Origin of the sequence: Sorangium sp. So ce131, assembly GCF_051519095.1 — a bacterium.
Taxonomy (GTDB): domain Bacteria; phylum Myxococcota_A; class Polyangia; order Polyangiales; family Polyangiaceae; genus Sorangium.
The window spans coordinates 3,576,296-3,595,788 of record NZ_CP150455.1 but is presented as its reverse complement, the minus strand read 5'-3'; the positions used below and the strand labels follow the sequence as shown (position 1 = coordinate 3,595,788).

12 protein-coding genes are annotated in these 19,493 nt (G+C 71.4%); 7 read left to right on the top strand and 5 right to left on the bottom strand.

Annotated features, from left to right (window positions below; genetic code table 11):
* The first annotated feature begins 55 nt into the window (after positions 1-55).
* From WMF43_RS13310 to WMF43_RS13295, 4 genes are all read left to right on the top strand, one after another.
* A complete protein-coding gene (locus WMF43_RS13310) occupies positions 56-343 on the top strand; it encodes a TMEM165/GDT1 family protein (RefSeq protein WP_437680349.1) in 288 nt (95 codons plus the stop codon).
* Positions 344-407: 64 nt separating this feature from the next.
* Positions 408-2,114: an SIR2 family NAD-dependent protein deacylase gene (locus WMF43_RS13305; protein ID WP_437680348.1), complete on the top strand. Its 1,707-nt coding sequence runs from the start codon at positions 408-410 to the stop codon at positions 2,112-2,114.
* Between the two features lie 151 nt (positions 2,115-2,265).
* A complete protein-coding gene (locus tag WMF43_RS13300; RefSeq protein WP_437680346.1) occupies positions 2,266-3,093 on the top strand; it encodes a Uma2 family endonuclease in 828 nt (275 codons plus the stop codon).
* A 144-nt stretch (positions 3,094-3,237) separates the two neighbouring features.
* Complete coding sequence (locus tag WMF43_RS13295) at positions 3,238-4,002, top strand: glucose 1-dehydrogenase (RefSeq protein ID WP_437680344.1); 765 nt, start codon at positions 3,238-3,240, stop codon at positions 4,000-4,002.
* Positions 4,003-4,023: 21 nt separating this feature from the next.
* Here the strand turns inward: WMF43_RS13295 and WMF43_RS13290 are convergent, their stop codons facing one another.
* From WMF43_RS13290 to treY, 4 genes are all read right to left on the bottom strand, one after another.
* Positions 4,024-4,284, bottom strand: a complete 261-nt coding sequence (locus tag WMF43_RS13290) for a response regulator (protein WP_437680342.1) — start codon at positions 4,282-4,284, stop codon at positions 4,024-4,026.
* A 616-nt stretch (positions 4,285-4,900) separates the two neighbouring features.
* The gene (gene tsaA / locus WMF43_RS13285; protein ID WP_437680340.1) at positions 4,901-5,704 is read right to left on the bottom strand and encodes a tRNA (N6-threonylcarbamoyladenosine(37)-N6)-methyltransferase TrmO; all 804 of its coding nucleotides are present in this window, start codon (positions 5,702-5,704) and stop codon (positions 4,901-4,903) included.
* Between the two features lie 18 nt (positions 5,705-5,722).
* Positions 5,723-7,552 carry a malto-oligosyltrehalose trehalohydrolase gene (treZ, locus tag WMF43_RS13280; RefSeq protein WP_437680338.1) on the bottom strand — a complete coding sequence of 610 codons (1,830 nt, stop codon included), beginning with the start codon at positions 7,550-7,552 and terminating at the stop codon, positions 5,723-5,725.
* A gap of 1 nt (position 7,553) precedes the next feature.
* The gene (gene treY, locus WMF43_RS13275) at positions 7,554-10,769 is read right to left on the bottom strand and encodes a malto-oligosyltrehalose synthase (protein ID WP_437680336.1); all 3,216 of its coding nucleotides are present in this window, start codon (positions 10,767-10,769) and stop codon (positions 7,554-7,556) included.
* A 423-nt stretch (positions 10,770-11,192) separates the two neighbouring features.
* Here treY and WMF43_RS13270 point away from each other — a divergent pair, with 423 nt between their 5' ends.
* On the top strand, positions 11,193-12,761 hold the full coding sequence (locus WMF43_RS13270; protein WP_437680335.1) for a RecQ family ATP-dependent DNA helicase: 1,569 nt from the start codon (positions 11,193-11,195) through the stop codon (positions 12,759-12,761).
* A 12-nt stretch (positions 12,762-12,773) separates the two neighbouring features.
* On the opposite strand, the gene glgX is transcribed toward WMF43_RS13270, so the two are convergent.
* Positions 12,774-15,107: a glycogen debranching protein GlgX gene (gene glgX / locus WMF43_RS13265; protein ID WP_437680333.1), complete on the bottom strand. Its 2,334-nt coding sequence runs from the start codon at positions 15,105-15,107 to the stop codon at positions 12,774-12,776.
* Between the two features lie 324 nt (positions 15,108-15,431).
* Between glgX and WMF43_RS13260 the strand changes: the two genes are divergently transcribed.
* Positions 15,432-17,081, top strand: coding sequence for a 4-alpha-glucanotransferase (locus WMF43_RS13260; RefSeq protein WP_437680331.1), 1,650 nt, complete (start codon positions 15,432-15,434; stop codon positions 17,079-17,081).
* 1,362 nt (positions 17,082-18,443) lie between these two features.
* Positions 18,444-19,319 (top strand): sulfurtransferase, encoded by an 876-nt coding sequence (locus WMF43_RS13255; protein ID WP_437680329.1) that lies wholly within the window; start codon positions 18,444-18,446, stop codon positions 19,317-19,319.
* Positions 19,320-19,493 lie beyond the last annotated feature (174 nt).

Here is a 19,493-nt window from a genome sequence, read left to right as displayed (position 1 = left end):
GGACCGGCCGACGCCGGGGGGGCGTGCGCGGACGGAGTGTGCTTCTTTCTGGGCCATGGATCTGAAAGTCCTTCTGGCCACCTTCTGGACGGTGTTCCTCGCCGAGCTCGGCGACAAGACGCAGCTCGCGGTCTTCACGCTCGGCGCGGCCGGCAAGAGCCGCGTGTCGGTGTTCATCGGCGCCTCTGCCGCCCTGGTGCTGAGCACCCTCATCGCCGTCGCGCTGGCCGAGGTGGTCGCCTCGCGGGTGAACCCGCGCTGGACCCAGGGGCTCGCCGGCGCCCTGCTCGTCGTGATGGGCGCAATCTCTCTCTACGGCGCGCTCCGCCCCGGCGCCGGATGACACCCCGGAAGCGCCGCGCCCAGCGCCTTGTCGCTCGGTGTCAGAGCTGGCAACCTCGCGCGCCGTGATCGCGATTCCCAAGACCCTCGAAGACGCGCTGCGAGACCGGTTCATCGTGCCCTTCGTCGGCGCCGGCGTGTCCATGGCGGCGAGGGATCGCAACGGCAAGCCGGTGTTCCCCAGCTGGGGGGAGCTGCTCCTCGGCGCAGCCGCGCGCCTGCGCGAGGACGGCAAGCGGCCCGAGGCCAACGTCGTGGAAGGGCTGCTGGAGAAGCGGACGCCCGACTACTTCGAGGCGGCCCGGCACGCGCGCGAGGGCCTGGGGCCGGGGTGGTACCGCTACCTCCGCCAGGTGCTGGATCCGCCGGGCCACCGCATCGACGCCGGCTCTCTGTCGCTCGCGCGCGCCGTCTGGCAGCTGCCGAGCAAGCTGGTGATCACGACCAACTACGACCAGGTCCTCCGCCACGCGCTCGACGACCCGAACGATCTGGTGCAGCTCAGCGTGGACGCGACGGCGGAGCTGTCGGCCATGCTGCGCGACGAGATCGATCGCCCGACGGTCTGGCACCTGCACGGCTTCATCCAGCAGCCGCAGCGGCTGATCCTGACGCCGGACGGCTACCGCGAGCTCTACCCGAGCCAGGAGGACGAGGTGCGCTACCGCGCCGCGCTCCAGGCCCTGCGCCACCTGCTCGCGGCGCGCACCTTCCTGTTCATCGGCTTCAGCCTCGACGACGCGCAGTTCGGCGACCAGATCGCGTGGGTCCAAGAGGCCTTCGGCGGCGCGGCGGGGCCGCACTACATGCTCGTCCGGGCGCGCGAGCTGCGCGACACCCAGCGGCGCCTGAGGGACCTGAGCTGCATCGAGTTCCTCACGTTCGAGGACTTCGGCGCGCCCCTCGTGGCCCTCGTGCAGGCCCTCGGGGCCGCCGGGAACGGGGAGCGCTACGCGGCGCCGCCCCCCGCCGCGGGCGCCCCGCTTCCCCCGGCGCCGCTCGCCGAGGCGGCGGCCGCCCTGCGCCCCGCCCTGGCCGCGCCCCTGCCCTTCCTCGCCGACGCGGAGCTCGTCCCGCCGCCGCCCCCCCGGCCTGCGCCGCGCGTGTTCCTCGCTGACGCGGTGACCGCCCCGCCCCCCGCCCCGGCCACGCCCCAGTTCCTCGAGGCGACCGCGCCGGGCGGGGCCGTCGACATGGCCCTCGTGCGGCAGAGCTACCGGCTCGTCCACCAGTACCAGCGCCGCCTGTTCGACCGCCTGACCGCGCTGTCCGACGCGCTCGCGGGCATCGGGGTCGAGTTCCAGCGCTGGGACCCGACGCTGTTTTCGCGCCACGCCAAATCGAGCTCGGAGTTCTTCCGGCCCAAGTACTGGGCGTGGGATTTCCTGCCCGCGTACCGCCTCCAGCTCCTCTGGCAGTCGTCCGCCAAGGCGTCGCGAGGCGTGGCGCTGGAGGCGGTGTCGGACACGGGGTTCACGCGCCTCGAGAGAGAGGAGCCGGATCCGGGCAACTTCGGCGACGCGCGCGCGGCGCGCTCCGAGCTGCAGATCAGCCTGATGCGCTCGCCCGCGCCGAACGTGTCGTGGAACCAGGTCTGGTCGTCGTTGAGCGAGAAGGAAGACACCGTCTACGACGGGAACGATCACGAGCTCGACGCCGGCGGCCGCCCGTGCACCTACCGCTACCTCCACGTCGATCTCGGCGCCGCGCTCGACGAGGAGGTGTTCGGCGAGCGCGTGATCAACCCGGTCCTCGCCTGGCTCGATCGCTGAACGGATCCTCGCGGCCGAGGGCAATGCCCGGCGCAGCCGTGCGCCGTTGTCGGCGCCGGGCATCCGGCCGCGGCGATGGCGAGGCGACAGGAGCGCGAGGCCGTCCGGCGCGGGCGTGGTCGCCCCCGCGCGCGTCCGCTATGATCGGGCCATGCAGCAGCAGCAGCGCGCGCCCACATCCTGGGTGATCGACCCCGACGATCCGCGGGCACCGCCGCAGGAGCTCTGGGATCGCATGACGCCGGACGAGCGGCAGCGCGTGCTCGATACGCTCCCGTCGGAGTTCGAGGTCTCCGAGGCGAGCCCGCCCGAGGGCGACTTCCACTTCAACCCCAAGGCGGCCGCCAAGGAGACCCTGGGCGGGTACTTCCAGCGCATCGGCCGGCGCGTCTACCTCGCGTGCGAGCTGCCGGTCTACTACCCGGCAGAGCGCATGTTCGCGCCCGACCTCATCGCGGTGCTCGACGTCGAGGTCAAGGAGCGCAGCGTCTGGTCCGCGAGCGCCGAGGGCAAGGGCGTCGATCTCGCCATGGAGGTCCTCTGGAGCGGAAGCAGCAAGAAGGATCTCGAGGACAACGTCACCCGCTACGCCGCGCTCGGCATCCCCGAGTACTTCGTCTTCGACCGCCGGCGCCGCCGGCTGCGCGGCTTCCGCCTCGCCGCGGGCAGCGCGCGTTACCAGCCCATCGTCCCGCAGGAGGGGCGGCTCACGAGCGCCGTGCTCGGCCTGGACCTGGGCCTGGAGGGCGACCGGCTGCGCTTCTTCCACGGGCTCGCGCCGCTGCCGGAGACCCACGAGCTGCTCACCAGGCTCGGGGCGATGGTGGGCGATCTCGAGGCGCGCCTCGACGAGACGGAGCAGCGCCTCGACGAGGAGCGGCAGCGCACCGACGAGGAGCGGCAGCGCGCCGACGACGCCGAGCGACGGCTCGCCGAGGCGCTGGCCGAGCTGGAACGACTCCGGCGCGAGCGCGGCTGAGCGCCTGCGCCCCGTCGCGTTCGGCCTGAGGGAGCTCCGGGCCCGACGCGAAGCGGCCTCGCGCTTCTCGCCTTGCCACCTCCGTGCGAGTTTCCCGGCAAACTCGTGGGGACGCCTCGGCGCGCCCACCCAAGGAGGGACTCGATGACCACACGCTTGCTTGAAGGGAAGATCATCGCCATCACCGGCGCGAGCTCGGGGATCGGACAGGCGTCCGCGTTCGTGTTCGCGGGCCACGGGGCGAAGCTCGTCCTCGCCGACGTCAACGAGCAGGACGGCGAGGCCGCGGCGCGGAAGATCCGGGACAGCGGCGGCGACGCGGCGTTCGTCAGGGCCGACGTCTCCGACGCGCGCGCGGTCGAGGCGCTCGTCGCGCGCGCGGTCGAGCGCCACGGCCGCCTCGACGGCGCCTTCAACAACGCAGGGATCGACGGGGCCCCCGGGACCGTCGCCGAGTGCTCCCAGGAGAACTGGGACCGCACCCTCGCGGTCAACCTCACGGGCGTGTTCCTCTGCATGAAGCACGAGCTCGCCCAGATGCTGAAGCAGGGCGGCGGCGCCATCGTGAACAACGCGTCGGTCGCGGGCCTGATCGGGGTCGCCGCGCTGCCGGCCTACGTGGCCGCCAAACACGGCGTCGTCGGGTTGACCAAGGCCGCCGCGCTCGAGGTGGCGACCCAGGGCATCCGCGTGAACGCGGTGTGCCCGGGGCCGATCCGCACCCCGATGATGGACCACGCGCTCCGCGCCGGGCTCGTCAAGGAAGAGGACATGCTCTCGATGGAGCCGATGCGCCGCCTCGGCTCCCCCGAGGAGGTGGCCGAGGCCGCCGCCTTCCTCCTCTCGGATCGCGCGTCGTTCATGACCGGGCACGCGATGGCCGTGGACGGCGGGTGGGCCGCCTGGTGACCGCCCGCGCGGGCGGCCTCATCACGCCCGCGCCGTGAACGACGCCAGCAGCGCCTGCAAGGAGCGCGGATCGATCGGCTTGAGGAAGTGCATGTCGAAGCCGGCCTCCCGGACACGGCGCTGATCCTCCTCCTGCCCGTAGCCGGTCAGCGCGATCATCAGCGAGGGGCAGACGTCCAGGCTCCCCCTCAGGGCCCTCGCCACGCCGTAGCCGTCCATCCCGCCCGGGAGGCCGAGGTCACACAGGATGACCTCCGGCCGGAAGGAGCTGGCCGCCTCCACGCGAACTGTGGATCGATCCCGCGCTCCTCGGCGCAGCGCCCGCACGTCGAGATTTGCACGTTGGTCTCAATTACCATGAATGCTGCCGGGCCGCACCGGAGGGCTCGGCTTTGGCCTCCGCTGTGCAACCTTCGTCGAATCACCGCCCCCGTGGGGCCTCCAGATCGCGTGGGCAGGCCCTCGGTGACTCGATGTCTCCGACGCGCGACGCCGCGGCGAGGTCCTCGGTCTGAAGCGACAGAGCTCCCGGAGCAAAACTTTTCTCCCGAGCAGGTCAGCGCGCTCGCCTTCCGCCGCCGGAGTGGACAGCTGGGGTGCCGGACGCGGCCGAGAGCCCACGACACATCCCCCAGCGCTGTTTCTATCAGGTTTCGTCTTTCGCCGCATCGCCGCGGCGGGCGTCGAATCTCCTCACCGCGCACCGGCGCGGCGGGCGTCGAACCTTCGTCCGCGGCCGCGCCGCCGCGACCCTGGATGTAACACCGCGACAATCACGGGGATCTCCAGGGAACAACAGAGAATTTCACCGATGCATCCGGCGCGCGACAAGGCGGTTGAATTTTCCTGGCGCGCGCTGCGCGGCGCCGGGGCCTGGCGGCGCGAGGTGCGGTGAGGGCTAGCCGCGGCCGAACCGCTCCACGAACTGCCGGTGCGCCGCGAGCTCGGGCGCGTCTCCACCCCAGAGCTCCTTCTCGCGGTAGCCGGTCGCCACCGACAGCACCTCGATGCGCCGCCCCTCCGCCCGGAACCGCACGCGCCACGAGGTCACGGCGAGGCGCATCGCGTCCCCGTCGGCGCGGATCCGCCGGTAGGGGTGGGGCTGCGGGCCAAGCGCGAGCGCCTGGTCGACGCGCGCGCGCAGCGCCACCCCGTGCGCCTCCGCGAGCCACGCGGCCTGCTCGGCGGCGCGCTCGCTCCACACCACCTCGAAGCCCGGCTCCGGATCGGGCGGGGCCTCGCCCGGCGCGAGCGGCGCCACCCAGCCGGTGCGCGCGTGCGGGTACGCGTCCGCGTACGGCACGTAGGGCTTGAGGTCGAGCACCGGGGTCCCGTCGATCATGTCGACCCCGGCGACGCGCAGGGAGAGCCCGTCCACCCCGAGCAGCTTGACCACGCTGAGGCCAATCGGGTTCGGGCGGTGCGGCGAGCGCGTCGACAGCACGCCGCGCCGCTTGCCGGCGCTCCGCGGCGGCAGGACCTTCGGGCGCCACCCCTCGTTGAGGTGGAACCAGAAGACCACCCACAGGTAGTCCCACCCCTCGATGTCGCAGAGCGCGTGCTCCAGCCCGCGGCCGGGGGCGAGCTCGATCGTCCCCTCCGCGCCCGCCGCGGCGTGGGGCTGCCGCGGCGCGCTCACCTTGTCGATGAACGGCGTGTGCACCACGCCGATGGGCGTGAACGTGACCGGCGTCAGGATCATCTCGTCCGGACGGGTGCGTTACAACAGGGGCACCTCGACGACCAGGACCGCCGGGCCCTCGAGCTCCACCCGGCCGCGAGCGAGCGGCGTCCGCTGCGCAGCGCCGCCGAACCGCGGATCCTCGCTGAACGCGAGCGCCCGCGCCTCCGGGCGGCCGAGGTCGAGCGCGAGCCGGCCGCGGAGCGCGACCAGCGCGATCACCGCGGCGCCCTCGCCGCGCCGCTCGATGCGGACCGCGTCGTCGGAGAGCGCGTCCGCCGAGAACGAGCCGCGCGCGCGGTTCTGCAGGGCGGGGTGCGACGCGCGGAGGGCGAGGAGCTCGCGGTACCACGCGAGCACGCCGGCGTGCTCCGGCCGCTGCCGCTCGCTCCAGTCGAGCTTCGAGCGCTCGAAGGTGCGCGGGTCCTGCGGGTCCGGCACCTCCGCGCCGCTGAACGACGTGAAGTACTGGAACTCGCGCCGCCGGCCCTCGGTCACGAGCCGGCCGAGCTCGGCGTTGTGATCCGTGAAGTACTGGAAGGGCGTCCGCGCGTTCCACTCCTGGCCCATGAACAGCATCGGCGTGTACGGGGTGAGCAGGAGGAGCCCCGTCATCGCCCGGAACGCCGCGGGGCTCACCTTGTCGCCGAGCCGATCGCCGAGCGCGCGGTTGCCGATCTGGTCGTGGTTCTGGATGCAGTGCACGAAGCGCGGCGGCGGCACCGGCTCCGCCGGCGTGCCCCGCGGCTTGCCCATGTGCTTCGAGACCTGCCCCTCGTAGACCCACCCCTTGCGGATCGCCGCGGCGATGTCCTCGGCCGTGCCGCGGTGGTCCTCGAAGTAGCCGTCGCGATCCCCGGCGAAGCAGACGCGGAGCTCGTGGTGGAAGTCGTCGGCCCACACGGCGTCGAGGCCGTACCCGCCCTGCTCCGCGGGCGTGACGAGGCGCGCGTCGTTGAGGCTGTCCTCGGCGATCACCACGACGCGCCGGCCCCCGCCGGCCGCCCGCGCGCGCTCGGCGATCTCCCGGAGCAGGTGGGGCTCGGAGTCGTCGATGATCGCGTGCGTCGCGTCGAGGCGGAGGCCGTCGATGTGGTAGTCGCGGATCCACATCTCGACGTTGCCGAGCGCGAGCGCGCGCACCTGCTCGGCGCCCTTGCCGTCGTAGTTCACGGCGTCGCCCCACGGCGTCTTGTGGCGATCGGTGAAGTAGCGCTTCGTGTAGGCGCGGAGGTAGTTCCCGTCGGGGCCGAAGTGGTTGTAGACGCAGTCGAGCACCACGGCGAGGCCGGCGGCGTGGGCCGCGTCGACCAGCCGGCGGAGGCCCGCCGGGCCGCCGTAGGCCGCGGCCGGGGCGAAGAGGTCGACGCCGTCGTAGCCCCACCCGCGCTCGCCCGGGAAGCTCGCGACCGGCATGATCTCGATCGCCGTGATCCCGAGCGACCGGAGATCCTCGAGCCGACCGATGAGCGCGTCGAACGTCCCCTCCGGGGTCGCGGTGCCGACGTGCAGCTCGTAGATCGCGAGGTCCTCGAGCGCGACGCCCTTCCACCCGGCGTCGGTCCACGCGAACGTGGGATCGTCGACCGCGGACGGGCCGTGCACGCCGAACGGCTGGGCGCGCGCGTACGGATCCGGGTAGGGCCCCTCGCCGTCGATGCGCACCTTGTAGAGCGCGCCCGCCCCGAGGCCCGGCGCGGACGCCTCGAAGTAGCCGTCGCCCGCGGCCGTCGCCTGCAGGGTGCCGGCGACCTCCTTGCCGTCCTTGCCGTAGAGGACGATCTCGATCCGGTCATGGTCCGGCGCCCAGACGCGGAAGCGGACCGCGCCGCCCTCGATCCATGCGCCCATCTTGGGAATCGGTTTCATGTCACTGGCCTCGCTGCGGCGCCCCGAGGAGCAGGGCGACCGGGAAATCGGAGAGCACGCGCTCGAGCGGGAGCGCCGCGCCGCCCAGCGGCTCGGGCGCCCCGGCCGCGTCGCGCGGCGAGGGCGAGGGCGTCGCCTCGATCTCGGCGCCGGTGAAGAGATCCGTGTAGAGGCCGGGCTCCACGTCGATGAAGGCGCCCGACCACGCCTTGCCGATCGGCGGCGCGCACTCGCCGCCGAGCAGCCGCGCGCTGAACCGGGGCGCGACCACGACGACCGAGCGCCCGTCCGCCTGCGAGCGGCGCGAGAAGGCGACCACGTGCGCCTGGCGCTCGCCGATCGCGGCGCGCGGCGCGTAGGCGCCCGCGGCGCCGAAGAGCGCCGGGTGCCGCCGGCGCAGCTCGAGGGCGACGTGCGTGACGAAGAGCTTGATGCGGCCGTCGCGCGCCTCCGCGCAGAGCTCGCGCGCGAGCGAAGCGCCGCCGCCGCGGAGCCGCGCGCGGAGGTCGGCGAGCGCCTCCTCGCGCGTCGTGTAGTCGACGGCCCGGCGGTTGTCGGGGTCGACGAGGCTGAAGTCCCACATCTCGTTGCCCTGGTAGATGTCGGGCACGCCCGGCGACGTGAGCTTCAGGAGCGTCTGCGAGATCGAGCCCCACATGCCGTGGTACGCGACCACGCGCGCGAGCGGCAGGAGCGCCCCGAGCAGCTCCTGGCACCCGAGCGCCTTGCGCACGAACGCCTCGACCGCCCCGTCGTAGTCGGGCTGCGCGTCGATCCAGGACGTGTTGACCTTCGCCTCCTTCGTGGCCTTGCGCATGTAGTCCACGAGGCGGCCCGTGTACGCGGCGAGCGCGGCGCCCTCGGGCGCGCGCGGGCGCGGGTCGGAGAAGTCGAGCAGCCGCTCGATCGGCAGGCTCCCGAGGAGCGTCTGGTAGAAGAGGTACTCCTCGTTGCGGTCCGGCGCGAGCCGGCCCTCCACCTCGGTCTTGAGCGGCGCCGCCGCCTCGGCGGCGCGGCCGAGCGCCTCGTCCCAGCGCGACGGCAGCTCCGAGAGCACGCTGATCCGCGCGCGCACGTCCTCGCTCCGCTTCGTGTCGTGCGTGGACGTCGCGAGCATCGAGTGCGGCCACACCGCCTGCCGCTGCGCGTTGGCGCGGTGGAACGTGGCCACGCTCGCGCCGTAGCGCTCGGGCTCGCCCCCGACCTCGTTCAGCGACACGAGCCGGTTGTAGATGTAGAACGACGTGTCCTCGAGCCCCTTGGCCATCACCGGGCCGGTGAGCTGCTGGAACTTCATCACGAAGTCGCAGAAGAGCTGTCGGTCCTCCTCGCGGAAGAGATCCGCGCCGTCGAGCACCAGGACCGCGCGCAGGAAGGCGAAGATCGACGCCTCCATCGTCGGGTTGCGGCGGCGCGCGAGCGCCACGGCGCGGTTGATCGCGCCCCGGTCGTGGGCGGTGATCTCCGGCGTCCGCTCGTTGACGTACGTGCGGTACACCGGGAAGCACGCGATCACCTCGCGCAGGGCCTCGTTGAGCGAGCCGAGCGTGAAGTCGCGGAAGCGGCGGTCGCGCTCGGTGAGCCGGTTCAGGACGTGGGTGAGCACGTTGAGCTCGCTGGCCAGCGCCGTGCGCAGGATGACCTTCTTCTTCTCGTAGACGAGCTGATCGAACTCCACCTCGTCGCCGAGGAACCGCTCGTAGATCTCGGTCATCGGCCGCTCGCTCGCGGCGTCGACGAAGAGCTCGCCCACGGACGCGGCGAAGTCGTAGCCGCTCGTCCCGTGGATGGGCCACGCCTCGGGCAGCGTCTCGCCGCGGGCGAGGATCTTCTCGACCACGACGTAGAGGGGTCGCGCGAAGGGCGCGCCGTCGGCTCCGGCGGCGCGCGCGCGCTCCGCGAGCGCCGCCCGGATCGCCGGCTCCAGCCTGGCGAAGCGCGCTTCGGGTGAGGCGCGGCGGCGCACGTCCTGCAAGCTCCGCGGCGTCGCCTCCCGGCCGGCGGCCTCGGCGAGGAACCGGCGGCGGCAGCGCTCGATCAGGTAGCCCTGCTGCAGGTCCTCGAAGTAGCCGATCGGGTCCCAGAGGCCGTCGGGGTGGTCGATGCGCAGCCCCGTCACCTGCCCGCGCACGCAGAGCTCGAAGACGAGCCGGTGCGCCTCGGCGAACACCGCCGGGTTCTCCATCTTGATGGCCGCGAGCTCGTTGATGTCGAAGAACCGGCGGTAGTTGATCTCCTCCGCGGCCGTGCGCCAGAAGCTGAGGCGGTAGGCCTGCTCCTCGAGCAGCGCCTCGAGCTGGTCGAAGCTCCGCGGGTCGCCCACCTTGCCGTTGATGCGCTCGACCCCCTCCCGCACCGCCTCGGCGACCTCGGGCGTCTCCGCCACGAGCGCCGCGAGCCGCCGCTTCAGGATCTCCTTCTCGCGCCGCCGCTCCATCACCTTGCCCCGCTGCGTCTCCGTGCGCGGCGGCAGGTTGCGGAGCCCGGTGAGGATGCTCTGCAGCTCGAGCAGCGCGTCGTGCTCGTCGCCGAGCGCGGCGGTGAGCGCGGGCACGAACGGCCCGATGATCATCCCGAACATCCGCGGGTTCACCGGGAAGACGTGATCGAAGTAGCGGAGCACGAACGCCCCGCCCTCGTGCTCGATCTTGAGCTCGCCCCGCTCGAGCACGCGCCCGTAGTGGTCGCCGAGCACGGGGAGCAGCACCTTGTGCTTGAGCTCGGACTTGAGCGGCGCCCAGTCGATGTCGAAGAACGGCGCGTACAGCGAGCTCGGGCCGTTCTCGAGGACGTCGTTCCACCACGCGTTGTCCGAGGTGCCGACGCCCATGTGGTTCGGCACGAAGTCGAGCAAGAGCCCCATGCCGTGCTTCGCGAGCTCGTCCGTGAGCCGGTCGAGCTCGTCGCGGGAGCCGATGGCCGGGTTCAGCGCGTTGTGATCGACGAGGTCGTAGCCGTGCAGGCTCTCGGGGCGCGCCTTGAAGAACGGCGACGAGTAGAGATCGCTGACGCCGAGCGCGTCGAGGTAGGCGACGACGCGCCGCGCCTGCTCGAAGGTGAAGTCCTTGTTGAGCTGCACGCGGTACGTGGCGCGCGGCAGCCGCGGCGCCACGCCGTCGCACGCGGCCTCCACGAGCCGCGCCGCCGCGGCCTCTTGCCCCGCGCCCTCCGCCTCGCCGCTCGTCCTCTGCTCATCCAACGTCAGCGTGTCGGTCATCCGTTGTATGCCTCCGGGCAGAATCTACTTCGAACACGGCTCGAATATGAAGGGATCCGTCGAGGCGCCCGCCCCGAAGGCGCCCTGAAGCGGTGAGAAGGAATATCCTGATAGGAATCGGGAATCGCGGCAAAGACATGCCTTGGCCGCCCGTCCGCGCGCGATGTCCTCGCGGCGCCGGCGCGCCCGCGGCGGTTCATGCACATGCGCCGGAGGAAGCGCAATGGCTGGAGCGACGAATTGCGCTGCGCTCTCGACATCAGGCTCGTTGCGAACTCCCGACCCGGTTTGCCGTGGCGAGGCCGCCCTACGGCGTGTGGCATTTCGTCTCGATTCCCGCCCTGGACCGCCGCCGCGGCGGCGCGACGATCAAGGCGCGAGAGCGTGGCGCGGGCGAGCCTTACGCGCCATGCTCCCGCGCCCATGGATCAGGAGAGAGCAGCGCCGAGCTGGCATGAAATCCGGCACGAGGCGCGCGAGCGGTTCGGCGTGAAGAAGTTCCGGCCGGGCCAGCGGGAGCTCATCGAGGCGGTGCTCGCCGGTCGGGACGCGCTGGGGCTCTTGCCGACGGGAGCGGGCAAGTCGCTCTGTTACCAGCTCCCCGCGCTGCTGCTGCCGGGCCCGGCGGTGGTCGTCTCTCCGCTCATCTCGCTGATGCAGGATCAACAGGAGAAGCTGGCGCAGGCGGACATCCCTGCTGCCCGCCTCAACTCCACGCTGAGCGCGACCGAGGAGCGCGAGGCCGTGGAGGGGATACGCCACGGCGAGCTCCCGCTCATCTACGTGACGCCGGAGCGGCTCGAGAACCCCGAGTACGTCGAGCTGCTCCGGCGCTCCGGCGTGTCGCTCTTCGTGGTCGACGAGGCGCACTGCATCTCGCAGTGGGGCCACGACTTCCGCCCCGCGTACCTCGGCCTCCGCGACGCCATCGCCGCGCTCGGGCGGCCGCCGGTGCTGGCGCTCACGGCGACCGCGACGCCCGAGGTGGCGGCGGACATCGTGGAGCAGCTCGGCCTGCGGGGCGCGGCGGTCGTGAACACCGGGATCGACCGCCCGAAGCTCGCGCTGGAGGTGTTCCGCACCCCGAACGAGGAGAAGAAGCGCGACCTGCTCGCGCGCCTCTTCGAGGAGGAGGGCGGCGTCGGCATCGTGTACGCGGCGACGGTCCGGATCGCGAACGACCTCTTCCGCTGGCTCTCGGATCGCGGCGTGCCGGTGGGCCGCTACAACGGGCAGATGGGCAAGAAGGAGCGCGAGGAAGCCCAGCAGCGGTTCATGAACGACGAGTACCGCCTCATCGTGGCCACCAAGGCGTTCGGCCTGGGCATCGACAAGCCCGACATCCGCTTCGTCGTCCACTACAACTTCCCCGATTCGCTGGAGAGCTACTACCAAGAGGCCGGCCGCGCCGGCCGCGACGGCCTCCCGGCCCGAGGCATCCTGCTCTATCGGGTGGAGGACCGCCGCATCCAGTCGTTCTTCCTGGGGGGCAAGTACCCGCGCCCCGACGAGAGTTATCGTATCTACGAGGCGCTGGTCCGCCTCGAGGCGCAGCCGGCGGAGGCGAAGAGGAAGGCGGGAATCCCCCTGAAGGCCCTCGCGGAGATCGCGGACCTGCCAGAGCGCAAGGTGAAGGTCGTCGTGGCGCTGCTCGAGGCCGCCGGCATCGTCGACCGGAGCCGCGGCGTGCGCAGGCTGCGCGATTTCGCGGACGAGGCGGAGCTCGACGGCTTCCTCAAGGCCTACGAGGACCGGCGCGCCGGCGACCGCGAGCGCCTGGAGGCGGTGATGCGTTATGCCGAGAGCCCCGAGTGCCGGATGGCGCTCCTCAAGGCCTATTTCGAGGAGCTCGACGGCACCGAGGGAGAGCAGAACGTGCCCGCCTGCGGCCGCTGCGACAACTGCCGCCACACGGAGGGCTCGAACCGCGCCGTGGTCGACAGCCTCATGGCGTCCGCGTCCCCCCCCGAGCCCGCGCGCGCCGCCGTCTGAGCCGAGGGCGACCTACGTTCTCCGCGACTTCGGCGCCTTGCTCTTCTTCTTGGGCCCCTTCCGCTCCAGGAGCCGCAGCACCGCCAGGGATCGGTCGATGAGCAGGTACCGCTCCCCTCCTGCCCTCGCCGGCACCGTGCGCGCCGGCTCCTCGGCCGTGCGGGTGTCGATGAGCACCTCCCACCGCTCGCCGAACTCGATCGCCGGCAGCACGAACTCGAGCGGCACCGGGTTCGCGTTGATGAGGACGAGCAGCGTGTCGCCCACGATCTGCTCGCCTCGCGGGCTGAGCGACCAGATCGCGTCGCCGCCCAGCAGGAAGCCGATCGCCCTCGCGCTCGGGTGGGTCCAGTCGTCCGACGTCATCTCGCCGCCGTCGGGCCGGAACCACACGATGTCCTTGAGCCCGCTGCCGTGCACGGAGCCGCCCGAGAAGAAGCGCCGCCGCCTCAGCACGGGCTGGGTGCGCCGGAGCGCGACGAGGCGGCAGGTGAACTCGAAGAGCTTCCGCCGCCGCTCGTCGAGATCCCAGTCGTGCCACGAGATCTCGTTGTCCTGGCAGTAGGCGTTGTTGTTGCCGAGCTGCGTCTTGCCGATCTCGTCTCCGGCGTTGATCATCGGCACCCCCTGCGAGAGGAGGAGCGTCGCGAGCATGTTGCGCTTCTGTCGCTCGCGCAGCTCGACGACCACGGGATCGCAGGTGGGGCCCTCGACGCCGTGGTTGTAGCTGTGGTTGTTGTTCGTGCCGTCCCGGTTGCCCTCGCCGTTCGCCTCGTTGTGCTTCTCGTTGTACGAGACGAGGTCGTTCAGCGTGAAGCCGTCGTGCGCCGTCACGAAGTTGACGCTCGCGTACGGCCGGCGCCCGCTCGACCCGTACAGATCGCTCGACCCGGTGAGCCGGTAGCCGAGGTCGGCCGCGAGCAGATCCCCCTTCCAGAAGCGGCGGACCGAGTCGCGGTAGCGATCGTTCCACTCCGTCCAGAGGACGGGGAAGTTGCCGACCTGGTAGCCGCCCTCGCCCACGTCCCAGGGCTCCGCGATGAGCTTCACGCGCGAGAGGACGGGGTCCTGATGCATGATGTCGAAGAACGAGCTCAGGCGGTCGAAGTCGTGCAGCCCGCGGGCGAGCGCCGACGCGAGATCGAACCGGAACCCGTCGACGTGCATCTCGGTCACCCAGTACCGGAGGCTGTCCATCACGAGCTGGAGCGTCTGGTAGTGGCGCGTGTTGACGGTGTTCCCGCAGCCCGTGTAGTCCATGTAGTAGCGCGGGTTGTTCGAGACGAGGCGGTAGTAGCCCCAGTTGTCGATCCCCTTCAGGGAGAGCGTCGGGCCGAGGTGGTTCCCCTCCGCGGTGTGGTTGTAGACCACGTCGAGGATCACCTCGATGCCGGCCGCGTGGAGCGCCTTCACCATCGCCTTGAACTCGGTGACCTGCTGGCCGAGCCGCCCGGTCGCGGCGTAGCGGCCGGCGGGCGCGAAGAACGAGAGCGTGTTGTAGCCCCAGTAGTTCACGAGGCCGCGCTCCCAGATCTCCCGCTCGCTGGCCATCTCGTGCACGGGGAGCAGCTCGAGGGCGGTGACGCCGAGCTTCTTGAAGTGGGCGATCGCCGCCTCGGAGGCGAGCCCCGCGTAGGTGCCGCGCAGGTGCGCGGGCACGCCGGGGTGCCGCTGGGTGAAGCCCTTGACATGCACCTCGTAGATGATCGTGTCCTGCCAGGGCGTCCCCGGCGGCCGGTCGCCGTCCCACGCGAAGCGGTGGTCGACCACCACGGACTTCGGCGCGCCCGACGCGCTGTCGCGGTGGCAGATCACGAGGTCGTCGGGCGGGTGCGCGGGCGCCGGGGGGCACTCCCGCGCGCGCGCCTCGGCGGCGCGGCGCTCGGCCGGCGTCTTGCCGCCGCGCGCCGCCTCGGCCTTGTCGCCGTCCCGCAGCGGCTCCGGCCTCACCGACTTGCTGCGCGCGCCCTCCTCGCGCTCGTGGGTCCCGCGGTCGTAGGCGAACAGCGGCGCCTTCCAGTCCGGCTCGTTGGCGATCGCGTGCGCGTACGGATCGACGAGGAGCTTCGCCGGGTTGAAGCGCAGCCCCGCGCGCGGATCGTAGGGGCCGTGCACCCGGTAGCCGTAGAGCTGGCCAGGCTTGAGCCCCGGCACGTACCCGTGGAAGACGTGCGCCGTGCGCTCGGGGAGCTCGATCCGCTCGCGCTCCACGACGTCGTCGACGGCCTCGAAGAGGCACAGCTCGACCTTCGTGGCCGACTGGGAGAAGAGCGTGAAGTTCACCCCCTCGCCGTCATAAACGGCGCCGAGGGGGGCCTGTGTGCCGGGCCATATGCGTCTGGTCATCGGAAAACCTGTGGAGCCGCCCTATTCGCGAGATCGGCGCCGCTGTCGAGGCTCAAGCGCCGCCGGCTCGATTTTTCGTCCCGGCGAGGCGTCCGCCGGGGCCTGGCCGCCGCGATCGGGCGGCGCGGGGGCGGCGCGCTCAGGCAGCGCCCGGGCGCGCGTCGGGCGTCGCCCGCGTGGCGCCGGGTCCTCGTCGGAGGGAGGCCCGCCGCGCGCGCGGCGACGGCGCGGGCGGCGCTGCGGAGAGTGGAAGGAGCATCGCGAAGGCGCACGAGCCGGGATAGACTCCGCCCCCGAACGCCTGGAGCCAAGCCAAAAAAGCCCATGTCTTCTTCCTCTGCCGAACAACAGTCCCAGGGCTCGTCCGAGAGCCCGCCTCCTTCCGACAAGCACCGCCGCATCTCCGGCGTGACGGTGCCGCTCTTCTCGCTGCGCAGCGATCGCTCGTGGGGCATCGGTGAGATCGGCGATCTCCCCGAGTTCGCCGCGTGGGCGAGCAAGGCGGGTCTGCGCCTCGTACAGCTGCTCCCGCTCAACGAGATGTCGGGCGGCGAGACGTCGCCCTACTCGGCGCTCTCCGCCTTCGGCATCGATCCGATCTACATCTCGCTCTCGGCCGTGCCGGAGCTCCCGGCCGAGGCGATCGGCGAGGCGCTCGGCGACGAGGCCGGGGCGCTCGAGCGCGCGCGGAAGAGCGAGCGCGTCGACTACGAGGCCGTGCGCCGCCTGAAGACGAGGGCGCTCCGCTTCGCCTTCGACCGGTTCGAGCGCGAGCACCACGCGCAGAAGACGCCGCGCGCCGCCGAGATGGCCGCCTTCGTGAAGCGGCAGGCGGACTGGCTGCCCGACTACGCGCAGTACCGCGCGTTCAAGGACGGGTTCAACGGCGCCGCGTGGTGGCAGTGGCCCGACGAGATCCGCGACCGGAAGCCTGAGGCGCTCGAGGCGCTCCGCCGCGAGCGCGCGCGGGACATCCTCTATTACGAGTACATCCAGTGGCTCGCGCACACGCAGTGGGAGGAGACGCGCGCGGATCTCCGGGGCAAGGGGATGGAGATCATGGGCGATCTCCCGTTCATGGTGTCGCGCGACAGCGCCGATGTCTGGGCGCACCAGGGCGAGTTCCGGCACGACATGTCGGTCGGCGCGCCGCCCGACCAGTTCGATCGCGACGGCCAGAACTGGGGTCTTCCGCCGTACTTCTGGGACCGGATGCGGGAGAACGACTTCGCGTGGCTCAGGCGGCGGTGCCGCTACACGGGGCTGCTCTACGATCGGTTCCGGATCGATCACCTGGTGGGTTTTTATCGCACCTACATCTTCCCGGAGGGGTGGAAGCGGGGCCAGGGGAGCGACGGCCCGAAGCCGACGTTCGATCCCGCGGAGGAGCCGGCGCAGCGCGAGCACGGCCCGCGGGTCGTACGCGCGATGATCGAGGGGGCGGCGGAGACCGGCGCGCAGCTCATCGCGGAGGATCTCGGCGCGGTGCCCCCGTGGGTGCGGGCGTCGCTGACGGAGCTCGGGGTGCCGGGCTACAAGGTGCTGATCTGGGAGAAGGATGACGTGGTGTTCCGCAACCCGGCGGACTACCCGGCGCTCTCGGTGGCGTGTTTCGGGACGCACGACACCTCGTCGGTCGTCTCGTGGTGGGAGTCGCTGGACGAGCGGGAGCGGAACGGGGTGCTGGATCTTCCGCAGCTCGCGCCGCGGCGGCAGGAGTTCGGCAAGGAGTTCACGAAGGAGACGCACCGGGCGCTGCTCGACCTGATCCACGGGGCGGGGAGCGAGCTCGTGCTGCTGCTCCTCCAGGACGTGCTCGCGACGCGGGAGCGGATCAACACGCCGGGGACCGTGGGGCCGGAGAACTGGACGCTCCGGCTGGCGGCGCCGCCGGCGGAGCTCGAGCGGGATCCCGAGGTGCGAGGGGCGCTCGAGCGGGTGCGGGAGAGCATCCTGGCCAGCGGGCGCGGATAACGGGAGCGGCGGGGGGGCCGCGGCGGCAGCGGCGGCAGCGGCGGCAGCGGCGGCAGCGGCGGCAACGGCGGCAACGGCGGCAACGGCGGGAAACTGAGCTGACCGGCCCAAGGAGGGGGTGTTCGTCGCGCGGTGCGGGGGCCCCGCCGAACTCGCCTGGGCCATGGGCTACCCGGCTTCGCCGGATAACCCATGGCCCAGGCTCAAACATCGGCCCTCCCCCGCACCGCGCGACGAACACCCCCTCCTTGGGCCTACCGCGTAGCCGACACGCCGGGCCTACCGTGTGGCCAAGAGGCCGACGCATGGCCAAGAGGCCGACGCATGGCCAAGAGGCCGCCGCATGGCCAAGAGGCCGCCGCATGGCCGCGACCGCGCGTGGCCAGGGCGCTGACGGCCAGGGCGCTGACGGCCAGGGCGCTGACGGCCAGGGCGCTGACGGCCAGGGCGCCGACGGCTAGAACGCTGGACCTGCCGACATACAGACACGGGGTTGGCTCGTGGACGACACGGTACTGCCACGGGCCGGACACGCTGGGCCCCCAACGGGGTCGATACGGCGCGCCCAGGGCTACGTCAGGCGGGAGACAGGGGACGTTCAGCCGCCGTGACGCAGGGGCACCCGCGGCGGCAGCGGGCGCGTCGCCGAAGAACGACATCTACATAGGTTGTAAGTAAAGACCTATTACAAGCCACAGTTCGAAGCCGACACGTTGCCCTGAGCGCACCGCGACGGCTGGATTGTCATGCCGCTGTACTGCTGCTGAACAAAGCCATCACACCGGCCGCGGCACGGCGCAGGCTGCACCACAATCTACTTGATTTGGGCGTAACTATCGTTACCATACGTCCAGGGTGTGATCGCAAGAGAGCGCCCCATCCTTACCAGGCCCGCTCGGCGAGCGGCCAGGAAACTTGTGTGATCCTTTGCTTTGAATGAACCCGACCCGCTGCGCCGGCGCCTGGGACGCAGCGGACGGCGGGGCGCCACATCGTTGCGGAGGCATTCGTACGCGCGCACCGCCGCAATCGCGGGCCGGATGCGTGTCCCGGCGTACATCCATCAACGTGCATCGACCCGGCGCTCTCGCATTACGCCAGTCGAAACCGAGACTTGCTCGCATTCATGAGCGCCGGATGTGGTCCGGCGCGCTTTCTTCAGATAACCGAGATAACCAATCTGAAATACGAAACCTCGCTCACCGTCAACATTGCTATGGACCACACAAGGTCCGTTCCTGACGGGATACGATTTAGGGTGGACAAGAAGCATCCATCAGATATCCTGGATTGGACGCTGGGCAGCGTAGGATCGCCGGCCCAAGCCATCGACCCCGAACCAGGATCACCGGAGGTCATCCAATGCAGCATCAAGTGCTTATCGAGCCTCGTGAGCTCGCGTCGCTGCTCACCAGGAAACCGATTGTAACCATCGACACAAGATCATCCGACGAATACCTGCGCTCGCACCTGCCCGGCGCGGTGCACGTGCCGGAGATCTTCGGGCATTTCGCGCTCTCGTCGCCCGCGGGACAGGAGGAGCTGAAGGCCGTGTTCTCCGAGCGCTTCAGCGCGGCGGGGCTCACGGGCGAGGAGCTCGCCGTCGTGTACGAGGACGCCATGGACAACGGCTTCGGCCGGTCCTGCCGGGGGTACGTCCTGCTCAGCTACCTGGGATACCCCAGGATCGCCGTGCTCCACGGCGGCAAGGCGGCATGGGACGCAGCCGGGCTCCCGACCACGGCGGATACCCCGTCGCAGAAACGAGCGCTGTTTCCATTCAGGATAAATCCTTCCATCCTGGCCACCGCGGACGATCTGCTCGCCTCCTTGAGCGACCCCGGCGTCGTGAAGCTGGATGTGCGGCAGTACGATGAGTGGATGGGAGAGACGGCCTCGCCGCAGGACGTCGTCCCGTGCCCTCGCAAGGGCCGGATCCCCGGCGCCGTATGGCTCGACTGGCGCCGCCTGATGACCCGGGCCGGAGGGATCGCAAGGATCCGACGGCGGGAAGAGGTGCTGACGATCTGCAGCGAGGTGGGCGTCCACCCCGGCTCGAAGATCATCCTCTACTGCCTCGGCGGGGTCAGGGCCTCGAACACCTACGTCGCCCTCAAGGAGGCCGGGTTCGAGGACGTGAAGGTCTATCTCGGCTCGTGGTACGAGTGGTCGCGCGATCCGGCGCTCCCCATCGAGGAGGGGGAGCCCGATCCCAGGCGCATGGCCATACGCGCCTAGGCGCTGCCTGACGAACGCCGCGAGCGGCCAGAGCCCGGGGAGAGCGCGCCCGCGGTCCTGCGGGCCCTCGCGTCGATCGACGCCGCCGGGCGGCGGACGCGCCGGCGCCCCCACTCGCGCGCCGTTCGCCGGCGACACACGGGCGCGCAGCTGCGGCCCGTCGCGCACACGACT

Bases quoted from the DNA above. Each gene is read 5' to 3' on its own strand.
- WMF43_RS13310 (WP_437680349.1), top strand. From the start codon at position 56: ATGGATCTGAAAGTCCTTCTGGCCACCTTCTGGACGGTGTTCCTCGCC.
- WMF43_RS13300 (WP_437680346.1), top strand. From the start codon at position 2,266: ATGCAGCAGCAGCAGCGCGCGCCCACATCCTGGGTGATCGACCCCGAC.
- WMF43_RS13295 (WP_437680344.1), top strand. From the start codon at position 3,238: ATGACCACACGCTTGCTTGAAGGGAAGATCATCGCCATCACCGGCGCG.
- tsaA (WP_437680340.1), bottom strand. From the start codon at position 5,704: ATGATCCTGACGCCGGTCACGTTCACGCCCATCGGCGTGGTGCACACG.
- treZ (WP_437680338.1), bottom strand. From the start codon at position 7,552: ATGAAACCGATTCCCAAGATGGGCGCATGGATCGAGGGCGGCGCGGTC.
- treY (WP_437680336.1), bottom strand. From the start codon at position 10,769: ATGACCGACACGCTGACGTTGGATGAGCAGAGGACGAGCGGCGAGGCG.
- WMF43_RS13270 (WP_437680335.1), top strand. From the start codon at position 11,193: ATGGATCAGGAGAGAGCAGCGCCGAGCTGGCATGAAATCCGGCACGAG.
- glgX (WP_437680333.1), bottom strand. From the start codon at position 15,107: ATGACCAGACGCATATGGCCCGGCACACAGGCCCCCCTCGGCGCCGTT.
- WMF43_RS13260 (WP_437680331.1), top strand. From the start codon at position 15,432: ATGTCTTCTTCCTCTGCCGAACAACAGTCCCAGGGCTCGTCCGAGAGC.
- WMF43_RS13255 (WP_437680329.1), top strand. From the start codon at position 18,444: ATGCAGCATCAAGTGCTTATCGAGCCTCGTGAGCTCGCGTCGCTGCTC.